General features: G+C 62.8%; 8 protein-coding genes. 6 read left to right on the top strand and 2 right to left on the bottom strand.

Annotation, left to right across the window (positions count from 1 at the left end; all coding sequences use genetic code 11):
* Positions 1-86 precede the first annotated feature (86 nt).
* The 6 genes from FRAAU_RS12670 to lpxH all read left to right on the top strand — a co-directional run bounded on the left by FRAAU_RS12670 (position 87) and on the right by lpxH (position 7,069).
* Positions 87-1,649 carry a M48 family metallopeptidase gene (locus tag FRAAU_RS12670; RefSeq protein WP_245546384.1) on the top strand — a complete coding sequence of 521 codons (1,563 nt, stop codon included), beginning with the start codon at positions 87-89 and terminating at the stop codon, positions 1,647-1,649.
* 89 nt (positions 1,650-1,738) lie between these two features.
* The gene (phoB, locus tag FRAAU_RS12675; protein WP_014403911.1) at positions 1,739-2,428 is read left to right on the top strand and encodes a phosphate regulon transcriptional regulator PhoB; all 690 of its coding nucleotides are present in this window, start codon (positions 1,739-1,741) and stop codon (positions 2,426-2,428) included.
* Positions 2,429-2,576: 148 nt separating this feature from the next.
* Entirely contained in the window at positions 2,577-3,881 is a 1,305-nt protein-coding gene (gene phoR, locus FRAAU_RS12680) for a phosphate regulon sensor histidine kinase PhoR (protein WP_014403912.1), read from the top strand.
* Between the two features lie 192 nt (positions 3,882-4,073).
* Positions 4,074-5,591 (top strand): Ppx/GppA phosphatase family protein, encoded by a 1,518-nt coding sequence (locus tag FRAAU_RS12685; RefSeq protein WP_014403913.1) that lies wholly within the window; start codon positions 4,074-4,076, stop codon positions 5,589-5,591.
* 86 nt (positions 5,592-5,677) lie between these two features.
* Positions 5,678-6,322, top strand: a complete 645-nt coding sequence (locus tag FRAAU_RS12690) for a peptidylprolyl isomerase (protein WP_156803419.1) — start codon at positions 5,678-5,680, stop codon at positions 6,320-6,322.
* A gap of 18 nt (positions 6,323-6,340) precedes the next feature.
* On the top strand, positions 6,341-7,069 hold the full coding sequence (gene lpxH, locus FRAAU_RS12695) for a UDP-2,3-diacylglucosamine diphosphatase (RefSeq protein WP_014403915.1): 729 nt from the start codon (positions 6,341-6,343) through the stop codon (positions 7,067-7,069).
* An 88-nt stretch (positions 7,070-7,157) separates the two neighbouring features.
* On the opposite strand, the gene FRAAU_RS12700 is transcribed toward lpxH, so the two are convergent.
* Positions 7,158-9,647: a TonB-dependent receptor gene (locus FRAAU_RS12700; RefSeq protein WP_041270578.1), complete on the bottom strand. Its 2,490-nt coding sequence runs from the start codon at positions 9,645-9,647 to the stop codon at positions 7,158-7,160.
* Between the two features lie 337 nt (positions 9,648-9,984).
* Entirely contained in the window at positions 9,985-12,351 is a 2,367-nt protein-coding gene (locus tag FRAAU_RS12705; protein ID WP_014403917.1) for a TonB-dependent receptor, read from the bottom strand.
* Positions 12,352-12,540: the final 189 nt, after the last annotated feature.

Raw genomic sequence — 12,540 nt, forward strand, 5'->3', positions numbered from 1 at the left:
GAATCCAAGCGCCGCGCCGTGTCCTGCCAGGGCCGTGATATTCTGGACGCATGCCCTTCTGCTTACGGCCGTCGCGTTGCCTACTTGTGGTCCTCTCGAGCCTGGGACTGGTCGCGGGATCGCCCGGCGTCGCTCAGGATCTGCCACGACTGCCGGAACTCGGCAGTTCCGCCGATGCCCTGGTGGCACCGCAACAGGCCGAGCTGTGGGGCCAGGCCATGTATCGGCAGATGCGCCGGATCGGACGGCTGCTGGACGACCCCTTGCTGGATGACCGGCTCAATGGCCTGGGCCATCGCCTCGCGGCAGCCAGCGACCGGCCGACCGCGCATTTCCGTTTCCTGCTGGTCAAGGATCCAGAGATCAACGCCTTCGCCGCCCCGGGCGGCTATATCGCCGTGAACAGCGGTCTGATCCTGCTGAGCCACAATGAGGCCGAACTGGCCAGCGTGCTGGCCCACGAAATCGGCCATATCACCCAGGATCATCTGCAGCGCAGCTTCGAACAGGCCCGCCATGCCACGCCACTGCTGGGCCTGGTCCTGCTAGGGGCCGTCGCGGCCGGCGGTGCCGGTGCCGGTGACGCCGGCCTGGCCACTCTGGCCGGCGGTCAAGGCCTGCTGCTGCAACGGAGCATCAACTTCACCCGCGCCGACGAGGCCGAAGCCGACCAGGTCGGCATCCAGACCCTGGCCCGGGCTGGCTTCGACCCCGACGCAATGGCGGAGTTCTTCGGCCGGCTGGGTGACCAGCTGCGTACCGGCGGCAGTGAACGCAGCGTACCCGGCCTGCTGCAGGACCATCCCGTCACCAGTCGACGCATCGCTGACGCCAAGGCCGCAGCCGCCATCATCCGACGCCATCCGCAACCATTCATGCCATCGGCATCATGGTCGCTGCCCTGGGCCATGAATCCGTCGTCAGGGCCGCTGCCGGCAACAAAGCCGTCGATCGGCACCGGCGCCGACCAGGACTATCTTTTTCTGCGCGAACGGGTTCGGGTGCTGAGTGGACGCAGCGCCGCGCTGGATCGCTACTACCGTCCCCGACTGCAGGCCTCCGTCGTCACGCCGGCCGATGCCTATGGCGCCGCCCTCAATCTGACGCGCGAAGGCCGAGGCCAGCGGGCGCTGGACTGGCTGCTGCCGTTGCTGCAGCGTAACCCGGACAATCTCATCATCCATCTGGCCGTGGCTTCCGCCCGGCTGCAGGCCGGTCAGCGCGCGGCGGCGCTGGCCTTGTATGCCTCTTTGCACCGCGACCATCCGGTGAGCCAGGCGGTCACGCTTGCCTACGCGCGCGCCCTGCTCGGCGCATCGCCGCAGCAGGCCCGGATGGCAAGCGCGATGCTGCGTCCCCTGCTTGCCGGCAGCGATGACCCGGCCTGGTACAGCCTGTATGCACGCAGCTGCGAGCAGGCCGGTGAACCGGTCAGGGCCGGCGAAGCCGATGCCGCCGCCAGCTACTACGCCGGCCGGCCCTTCGATGCCATCGAACAGTTCCGCCGCCTGCTGGACCGCGGCGACCTCGACTACTACGCCCGTGCCCGGATCCAGGCCCAGGTCAGTCAGTTGACGCCTCTGGTACTGGAATTGCGCAGTCGGCATATCGTCACCGATGACTATCCGGGCATGGCCGCCAGCCCCTGAGCGCCGGGGCCGCCCCCTGACTGTCATCAACTCGTAACAATGTAGGGTTGCAATATGTCAATGTTCATCCACATGGCCGGGGCCCGCGCGTGCAGAAACGCATTCTGATCGTCGAGGACGAAGTATCGATTCGGGATATGGTCGCCTTTGCCTTGCGCAAGGCCGGTATGGACGCCATTCATGCCGGTGACGCCCGCGAGGCGCAGCTGGCGATTTCCGAGCAGGTGCCCGACCTGATCCTGCTGGACTGGATGCTGCCGGGCAGCAGCGGCCTGGAACTGGCTCGCCGCCTGCGCCGGGAGGAGTTGAGCCGCGAAATCCCGATCATCATGCTGACCGCCCGCGGCGAGGAAATGGATCGCGTCAATGGCCTGGAAGCCGGTGTCGACGACTATGTGGTCAAGCCCTTCTCGACGCGCGAGCTGATCGCCCGCATCAAGGCCGTGCTGCGCCGCAGCCAGGGTGACGACGGCTCCGGCGTGGTCGAGCTGGGCGGCATCCGGGTCGACGGCCCCGCCCATCGCGTGTTCGCGCGTGACCAGCCGGTGGCCATCGGCCCCACCGAATACCGCCTGCTGTATTTTTTCATGACCCATCCGGAGCGCGTGTATTCCCGCGCCCAGTTGCTCGACCATGTCTGGGGCGGCAGCGTCTATGTGGAAGAGCGGACCGTGGATGTGCATATCCGGCGCCTGCGCAAGACTCTGGAGCCATGGAAGCTCGAAGACATGATCCAGACCGTCCGTGGTGCCGGCTATCGCCTGTCCGAGCTGGACTGAATCAGCGCGCGGGGCAACGACATCGAGCAGCCTTGCTCCATCCGAAGCGGACATTGGCCAGGCCATGACGGACAGGGCGCTGACCGTGACACTCCGGGGGATTGATGAGAGCATCCCGGGGCCCCTTTCCAACCGTTGATCGACCTGCATGATGCCCCAGCGCACCACGCCCGTTTCCGCTTATCCCGTCGCCCTGCCGTCGATGCTGGCCGGCCTGCTGCTGGCCGGGAGTCTGCTCGGTAGCTGCTGGCATGCCTCGATGACTGGGCTGGCAGTGACGGCGATTCTGGAGCTTGTCTTTTTGCTGCAATATTTCCGTCATCGAGTTAACGCTCACATCGCGTTTACTCAGCGACGCCCCAAGTCAACGCCAGACCGCTTCATGATCCGTTCCCGCCGCCTCGCCGCCAGCCTCAATGACCTGCGCGTAACCGCCAGCCGACTACCGGATGCCTTGGTCCTGATCGACAGCCACGACCGTGTCCGCTGGTTCAACCAGGCGGCCGAACGGCTGCTGGGCCTGCGCCGGCCCGATGATCGCGGCGTCAGGCTGGAAGCCCGGCTGGCCCGTACCGAGCTGGCCGACTGGCTGCACGAGGGCGGCATCGATCCGCTCAATCATGTGACCGCGCCCGGTCAGCCCAGTCGTCAGCTGCAGGTCAGCCTGCTGCCTTATGGTCAGCAGATGCGTCTGCTGCTGGCGCGCGACATCAGCCACATGACCCGGCTGGAGCAGGTTCGCCGCGACTTCGTCGCCAATGTGTCACATGAGCTGCGCACCCCGCTGACCGTGATCCACGGCTATCTGGAGCTGCTGGATCCCGAGGACATGCCTGAGCACGTGCAGATTCTCGATGAGATGCGACTGCAGTCCAAGCGGATGGAACAGATCGTGGAAGATCTGCTGACCCTGTCGCGGCTGGAAACACAGAACCATGTCAGTGAGGAACGGGTGGGCATGGTGCCGCTGCTGGCCACCCTGCGCAAGGAAGCCGAAGCCTTGAGCCAGGGCCGTCACACCATCGTGCTGGAGAACCATTGCGACCGCGACCTGCAAGGTTCGATGAAGGATCTGCACAGCGCACTGTCCAATCTGGTCAGCAACGCCATCCGCTATACCTCGACCGGCGGCAGCATCACCATCCGCTGGGCGTGCAGCGAGGCCGGCGCAATCTATTCGGTGACCGATACCGGCTTCGGCATCGCCGAAAGTCACCTGGCGCGATTGACCGAACGGTTCTACCGGATTTCCTCCAGCCGCTCGCGCGAAAGTGGCGGTACCGGACTCGGCCTTTCCATCGTCAAGCATGTGCTGAACCTGCATCAGGCCCGCCTTGAAATTCGCAGCGTGCCGGGACAGGGCTCCACCTTTGCCTGCGTGTTCGGTCCCGAGCGCCTGCTCAAGCCGGAAAACCATGAACTGGATGCCTTGTCCGGCGGGCATCACGACTGAGGCCTGACCTCCCGGCATCGCAAGGCAACGCCCCGGTGAGCGCCGTGGCCTGACACGACCACGGCGAAGATGCCCCTGCCAGCCGCCCCGCGCGTGCGACAGACCGGCAGGGCATCTTGTCACCATCCGGCATGCCTCAGAGCCTCTCAAGCTGTGCCAGAATTGGGCGCTTGTCCGAAGTGGAGCCACAAGATGAGCCAGACCGAACCGACGCATCTTGACGATGGCGAACTGATCGCCGCCGTCGACATGGGCTCCAACAGTTTTCATATGGTGGTGGCCCGGATCGAACAAGGCGAACCCCGTGTCATCGATCGCCTGCGTGACGCGGTGCGACTGGCCGCCGGACTGCGACCGGACGGCTCGCTGGACAGCGCCCATCGCGCACGCGCCATGCAGTGTCTGGCCCGCTTCGGCCAGCGCCTCGCCGGACTGGCTCCGGGACGCGTCCGGGTGGTAGCCACCAATACCGTGCGCCGACTGGCCTCGCCCCATCATTTTCTCAGTGCCGCCGAGGCCGCACTGGGTCATCCGGTCGAAATCGTCTCGGGCATCGAGGAAGGCCGGCTGATCTTTCTGGGTGCCGCCCACGATCTGCCGGCGACCACTGCGCCGCGCCTGATCATCGACATCGGCGGCGGCAGCACCGAATTCATCATCGGCCAAGGGCTGCTGCCGCGCTTCACCGAAAGCGTCCAGGTCGGCTGCATCGCCTCGACCCTGCGTTTCTTCCCCCAAGGCAGGATCACCCGCAAACGCTGGCAGAAGGCACACAGCGAAATCGCCCTGACCCTGCAACAGTTCGCCCAGGACTACCGTCAGAGCGGCTGGCAGGAAGCCTACGGCTCCTCCGGTACCGCCAAGGCCATCGCCGGCGTGGCCAAGGCCATGAAACTGCCCGGGCCCGGGATCACCGCCGCGGCCTTGTCCGCGATACGGGATGCCATCATCGCCCAGGGCCAGAATCCGCTCCTGAAACTGCCCGGACTCAGCGAAGATCGCGCCGCGGTGTTTCCTGGCGGCGTGGCGATCATGGAGGCCGCCTTTTCCGCCCTGGGCATCCAGTCCATGCAGCTGACCGACAGCTCCATGCGCGAAGGCCTGTTGTGGGACCTGATCGGCCGTGTCTCGGGTCGCGATCCGCGGGCCGCCAGCATCGATGCACTGGCCTTGCGTTACAGCGTGGATCCGCAGCAGGCGCAGCGGGTGGAAACCGTGGCTCTGGCGCTGTTCGATCAGGTCGCAAGCACCTGGCAGCTGCCCGAGGCAGCCCGCGAATGGCTGTCCTGGGCCGCTCGCGTCCATGAGATCGGCCTCGCCATCGCCCACAGCCAGCACCACCATCACAGCGGCTATATCATCCGCCATACCGATCTTGCCGGCTTCTCGCGGCAGGAGCAGCAGTTGCTGGCGGCAGTCGTCGAAAACCATCGTCGCAAACCGGACAAGAGCCTGTACCTGGCCCTGCCCCTGCATCAGCGTCAGGCCGCTCGCCGGATCACCGCCCTGCTGCGCCTGGCCGTGCTGCTGCGCCGTCCGCGGCGGGCCGAGCCTTTGCCGCCTCTGCAGCTGCGGGCATCGGCCCGTCGACTGCTGCTGCAACTGCCGCTCAGCTGGCTCGGTGACCATCCGCTGACAGCCGAAGACTTGTCGCAGGAGCAGAACCTGATCAGCCCGCTGGGCATGAAACTGGTGCTCAGCAGCCGCTGAACCGCCATGGCCGCGACATGGCACAGGACTGCCCGCGCGGCCGCAGGACAGGTATCATGGCGTGGTTTGCCAATGGCGACACCGCTATGTCCCGATTGCTTGCCACCTTGTGTCTGCTGGCCCTGCCCTTGGCGGGACTGGCCCAGATGCCTCCGCCGCCGCCCCTGCCGTTGCCGCCGACCGCCGGTCTGCCCCGTGTCGAATTGCAGACCAGTCAAGGCACCATCGTGATTGCCCTGTACCAGACCCAGGCGCCGAAAAGCACGGCCAATTTCCTGCATTATGTCCAGGATGGCTACTACGACGGCACGGTGTTCCACCGTTCGATTCCCGGGTATCTGCTGCAGGGTGGCCTCTACTCACAACAGCTGGTGGCGCGCAGGACGGCGCCGGCGATTCCCAGCGAAGCCGACAACGGTCTGTCGAACCTGCGCGGCACCATCGCCGTCGCCCGCGGCGCCGATCCCAATTCAGGAACCTCGCAGTTCTTCTTCAATCTGGCGGACAACCGCCGGCTCGACCATGTCGGCAACCAGAGCGGGCTGACCTGGGGCTATACCGTCTTCGGCAAGGTGGTTTCCGGCATGGATGTGGTCGAGCGGATCGCCGCCCTGCCCACCCATCCACAGGGCCCGTTCACCGGTGATGTGCCCAATCCGCTGGTGGTGATCACCCATGCCCAGCTCGAAGACGCTTCCTCGACCGACGCCAAGCCCTCCGCCTCCCACTGATATCGGATCGTTTCCCGCATGACCACGCTTTTCATTGCCGACCTGCACCTGGACGACAGTCGTCCGGAAATCACCGAATTGTTCGAACGCTATCTGGCCAGTCCGGAGGTGCGTCAGGCCGATGCTCTCTATATCCTCGGCGATCTGGTCGAAGCCTGGGTCGGTGATGATGACGATGCCGCCCTGCCGGGCCGGATCGCCAGTGCCCTGCGGGCCGTCCGTGATGCCGGCGTCCCCGTCTATTTCATGCCGGGCAACCGCGATTTTCTGCTGGGCGAAGACTATGCCGCCCGTGCCGGCATAGAACGACTGGACGATATCACTGTCCATGATCTTTACGGCCAGCCCACCCTGCTGATGCACGGCGACCTGCTGTGCACCGACGATACCGCCTATCAGGCCATGCGTCAGCAGCTGCGCAGCCCGCAGTGGCAGGCCCAGGTGCTGGCCCTGCCGTTGCCGATGCGCCGCGCGATGGCGGCCAAGGCCCGCGAGGACAGCCGGCAGCATACCGGCAACACTCAGGAAGCGATCATGGACGTCAACCAGACCACGGTGGAAGCCACCATGCGCCAGGCTGGCGTGCAGCGACTGATCCATGGCCATACCCACCGTCCAGCCGTCCATGATTTCGATCTGGATGGCCAGCCGGCGACTCGCATCGTGCTGGGCGACTGGTACGAACAGGGCTCGGTGCTGAAGCTGGATACCGACTCTGCGCAATTGGAAGGCCTGCCGCTGGTCTGAACATGAAACGGCCCCCATCCCTTCCAGGACGGGGGCCGGTGGAATCCGGCCGGCGATATCACATCGTCGGCCGATTCCCCATGTCAGCTCAGAAGAACGAAGCGCCGAAGGTCGCCATCACGGCCCGTTCCTGCAATACGGTATAGGTCGGCGTGCTGTAATAGCCCGGACCGGCGGCACGTGAAGCCGACAGGCTCAGATTCTTGTTGTAGGCAAAGGCATGCCGGTTCAGCAGATTGGCGACATTGATCTTCAGATAGGGGTGGTGCAGCCAGCCCCAGCCCTGGCGCAGACGCACGCCGGCATTGAGATTGACCGTGGTGTAGCCCCCCGCCTTTTCGCTGTTGGAATAATCACCCCAGAAAGCACTGCGGGCCTTGACGTTCAACCCGCCCCAGAACGGTCCCTGCGAATAATGCAGGCCAACCACCAGCATATTGCGCGGGGTGTTCACCATGGTCTTGCCGCGGGTGTAGTAGATGCCGTTGTCCAACCCGTTCATATTGCCCTGCATCAAGGCTTGGGTATAGGCATAGGAGACGTAAGTCGACCAGTGCCGGTCCAGACGGATATTCATTTCCGCATCCAGGCCGCGCATATGCACCTTGGGCAAGGAGGTATAGACGGTCAGACCGGTCAAATCGTCATAGCCGTTGACCTGCTTGTTGTTGAAGTTGCTGGCATAGGCATCGACCACCGCCGATACCCGCTGACCATAGAAGCGCCAGCCCAGATCATAGGTCCAGGCGGTCTCGGGCTTCTGATTGACAGCCTCTTCACCATTGGCCTGGCTGACAAAGGCGTTGTTGAACACCGAACCGTTCACCGGCGCCCGGAAGGTCTGGCCCACGCCCAGATAGAACTGGTTGCGCTCATCCAGCTGGTATTTCAGGCCCAGACTCGGCGTGACCTTGTGCCATGAGCGCTTCTGGCGGGTGACGGCGGCCTCGTAGGATTTGCTGACGCTGCCATCCTTGTTGTAATAGATCGGGCCGGTGGAACCGGGGTATTCCCACATGTAGCCGGAACGCTCCACCCACAGATAGGACAGACCGGTCGAAAGCGTCCAGTGCTCGTCCGGCGTCCAGGTATTGGTGATAAAGGCCTTGCGGGTATCGGTGGTGGTGTACTGATCGAAAGTGGAACGGGTGCTGCCATCGGGATAGGTCAGCTGCCCCTTGTCGCCCCAGCGATCGGTCGGCACCCCGTTGGCCGGATCAATCGGCATGAAGACCATGCCTTGCTGCTGGCGCGGCCTTTCGTACCAGACCCCGTATTCCAGATTGTCGTTCTCGCCCAGATCCTGGTTGAACTTGATCACGATGCCGGGGCGATAGGTATTGGAATAGTTGTAGGATCCCACCAGCACTGCGCCATTGCCCTTGACCACGCCGTCACCGTTCAGATCCTGATTCACCAGTGGATAGCGGCTGTCGTTGACCGTGGATTCGGTAAATGCCGATGAATTGGCCGAATCGACGCCACCCTGTCCGTACTGGAAGTAAGGCACCACGGACAGATGCAGGTTGTCCGACAAGGTGAACTCGCCATCCAGGCTGGCCAGCAAGGCATGGAAGGGATTGTTGTGCAGGCCGTAGTAGTTGTAATTGGCATTGGCCTCCGTGCCCGCGACCCCTGAAGCCTTGGGATTGAGCCGACCGGGATACCAGATATCGGTATAGCCCTGATCATAATTCTCATGGGCCTGACGCTTGGTCAGCCCCACATAAGGGGTCTTCATCTGCCGGCTGTACTGTACCGAGGCCGAAATCGAGTTGCGGTCATTGATGGTCCAGACCGACTTGGCATCGATCTTGGTGACCTTCGAGCCGCCCGCCCCGCGCCACAGGTCGACCTGGTTGTCGGAATACGAGACCCAGGACCGGACCGGACCGGTGTCACCGGTATTCAGCCGTACAAAAGTCCGTCGATAACCATTGCTGCCAAAGGATTGACTGATATCCACGCCGCCCTTGTGACGGGGGTCCATGGTGACCCAGGCCACCGAGCCGCCGGCCGCCCCCGCCACCGGAGCCCCCTGGTCGGGATAGCCCTGCTGCACGGTAATGTCGCCCATGTTCTCGGCATCGCCGTATTCGGTGGAATAGGCGCGATAGTTGCCGCTGTCATTGATCGGCGCACCATTGACAGTGATGCCCACCTCGTCACTGGTGTAACCGCGCAGGGTGAACTCGCCATCATTGAGACCCGTGACGTCATCGGTACTGGCATTGACTCCGGGAATGGTGTCCAGCAACTGCACGAAGGTCGCGCCGGGAGCGGCTTCCTGAATGGCTTCCCGGCTGATGGTCGACACGGCCTTGGGCGCGGTCTGGATTTCCATCAGACCACCACCGATCGACAAGGCGTCGGCCTTGACCTCGACCCTTTCCAGCTGTGCCGAGGCGCGGCGGGTGTCATTGGAGCGCGTGGTATTGGAGGTGCTGGAAACGCTTTCGCGCTTGTCAGCGTCAGAAACCGTCTTTGCCGGCTTGACCGGCTGAGTCTGGGCGGACACCAGCGGTGTCGCAAAGCCCAGTGCCATAGCCACCGCGATGGCAAGCGTATTGGTTTTCATGAAAAAACGACCCCTGATCAATGGACGTAGCGACGGCAGCACGGCCGTGGCATGCGTTGCGGCAGCGAACATCATCCCTGTCGACACTCCGGAGCGCCGAAGCACCATCTCGAGTCTCGAGATCGAACAATACCTGCATACGCAATAACTTGCTATCCAGCAAATTACACCAACGATTTGTTTCATTTTTTTTGCATTTCAGGCCTTGATCGTCAATATCTTGCGAATCAGGGCGCTAACCTTCCGGCATACGCGTATCGCCGACAAATATTTCCGCAAAAAAAATCGGCCCCGCAAGCGGGGCCGACAAAACATGTCACCGGAAACTTCCGTCAGATCAGAAGAACGAGGCGCCCACGGTGATCATTCCGGAACGACCTTCCAGCAACGAGTAGTAAGGCGTCTGACCTGCCGTCGCCTGGAAGGCCGTCACGTTCGAGGCAAAGGTGAAGGCACGACGGTTCAGCAGGTTGAAGCCGTTGATCTTGATGTAAGGCTTGTGCATGAAGCCCCAGTCGTGGAAGTTCCAACCGGCATTGAGGTTCAAGGTGGTGTAGCCACCAACCTTCTCGGTATTCATCCAGTCACCGTAGAAGGCGCTGCTGGTACGGGTCGACAGCGTTGCCCAGACCGGACCATGGGTGAACGACACGCCGATGTTCAGCAAGTTGCGGGGCGTATTGAGCAGGGTCCTGCCATGGGTGTTGTAGACAGCATAGCCCGTGTTCAGGTTGCTCTCCATGATGGCCTGGGTATAGGAATAGGAACCGTAGATGCTCCAGTCCTGACTCAGCTTCACGTTCAGCTCGGTGTTCAGACCGCGCATATGCACCTTGCCCAGCGACAGGTAGACCGACTCGCTGGTCTCCTGGTTGGTGCCGGTCAGCTGCTTGTTGCTGAAGTCACTGGCATAGGCATCGACCACGGCCGAAATACGGCTGCCGTAGAAGCGCCAGCCCAGATCATAGGTCCAGGAGCTTTCCGGCTTGGAGGCAATCGACTTGGTTTCGGCACTGTTGAACAAGGGGTTGTACAAGGCACCGCCAATCGGAGCGCGGAAGGTCTGGCCCACGCCCAGATAGAACTGGTTGCGATCATCCAGCTGGTACTTCACGCCCAGGGTCGGCGTGACCTTGTGCCAGCTCTGCTGCTGATAGCCGCCACTGGCAGCCTGCAGCTTGTCCTTGGCGGTGAAGGCACCCTCGTAAGTATAGGAATAGCCTTTGCGCTCCATCCACAGATAGGCCACGCTGGCGTTGATCGTCCACTGGTCGTTGGGCGTCCAGGTATTGGTGACGAAGGCCTTGCGGGTGGTGCTGTCCGTGTACTGGTCCCAGGCCTGCAGGGTCTGGCCGGCCTGATTGGTGATCAGATTGCCATTGCCCCAGTTGTTGGCCTGGATACCGGTCTGCGGATCGACCGGGGTGTAGTTGTTGCCCTGCTGCTGGCGGGCCTCTTCGGTCCAGATGCCGTATTCCAGGCTGTCATTGTCACCGAAGTCCTGATTCAGCTTGGCAATCACGCCCGGGCGATAGGTATTGGAATAGATGAACGAACCGACCAGCTGGCGGGTACCGCCCTGCTTGCTGCTCATCACGTAGGGGTCCGAACCATCTTCGCTCAGCTGACCCGACGTGGTCACACCGCCATTGCCGTACTGGAAGTAAGGCACCACCGACAGATGCAGGTTGTCGCTGAGGGTGAACTCGCCATCCATGCTGACCAGCAAGCTGCGGAAGGGATTGTAGTGATAGCGATAGAAACTGCTGTTGCTGAGACTGCCGGCATGGAAGGTCGGCGAATAACTGGTCTTGTACAGACCGGCCGCGACATCGCTCTTGTACATGCCTTCGTAGCTGGTCTTGCCTTCGCGGTTGTACTGCAGCGAAAAGGAGACCGTGTTCTTGTCATTGATGGTCCAGATCGACTTGGCATCGACCTTGCCGACCTTGGATCCACCCGGTCCGCGCCAGTTGTTGACCTGGTTGTCCGAATACGAAACCCAGGAGCGCACCGGACCGGTATCGCCGGTATTCAGACGGACAAAGGTCCGTCGATAGCCATAGCTGCCGTACGACTGGCTGACGTCCACACCGGCCTTGTGACTGGGATCGATGGTCACCCAGGCCACCGAACCGCCGGCCGCACCCGCCATCGGCGAATCCTGGTCCGGATACCCCTGCTGGACGGTGATGTCGCCCATGTTCTCGGTATCGCCGTATTCGGTGGCGTAGATCTTGTAGTTGCCGCTGTCGTTGATGGGCGCGCCATTCACGGTCACGCCGACTTCATCCATGGTGTAGCCACGAACGGTCAGGTTGCCGTCATTCAGGCCGGTATTGTCGTCGGTCGAAGCATTGACACCCGGGATGGAACCCAGCATCTGCACGAAGGTAGCACCCGGCGCGGCCTGGGTGATGGCTTCGCGGCTGATGGTGGATACGGCCTTGGGGGCCGTCTGCACTTCCATCAGGCCCGACCCGATCGAAAGCGTGTCAGCCTGCACGCTGACGGCACCGAGCTGGGCGGCAGCACGCTTGGTATCGTTGGAGCGGGTGGTGTTCGAGGTCGAGGAGACGCTTTGCCGCTGCTGGGTGGCGGCCTTGTTCGAGGCTGCTGCAGTGCCGTCGGTCTGGGCGAAGCTCAGCGGCGCGGCGACAGCGAGTGCCACCCCTACGGCCAGTGCAAGACAGTTTCGTTTCATACGTCACAACCCCTGATAGCAATCATCGAGACGCCGAATGCCGGCGCCAGAAAAAGAAAAAGCAACACCGCGCATCATCGTGATGACGCGGTCGATCTCACTTGCTTGCAACGCTGGTCCCGGCAGTTCTGCTCTGGAACCCGACATCCGCCCCTGCAGATGTTCCGAAGTGCGTCCGAACGCTGAAAT

Source organism: Frateuria aurantia DSM 6220, assembly GCF_000242255.2.
Taxonomy (GTDB): domain Bacteria; phylum Pseudomonadota; class Gammaproteobacteria; order Xanthomonadales; family Rhodanobacteraceae; genus Frateuria; species Frateuria aurantia.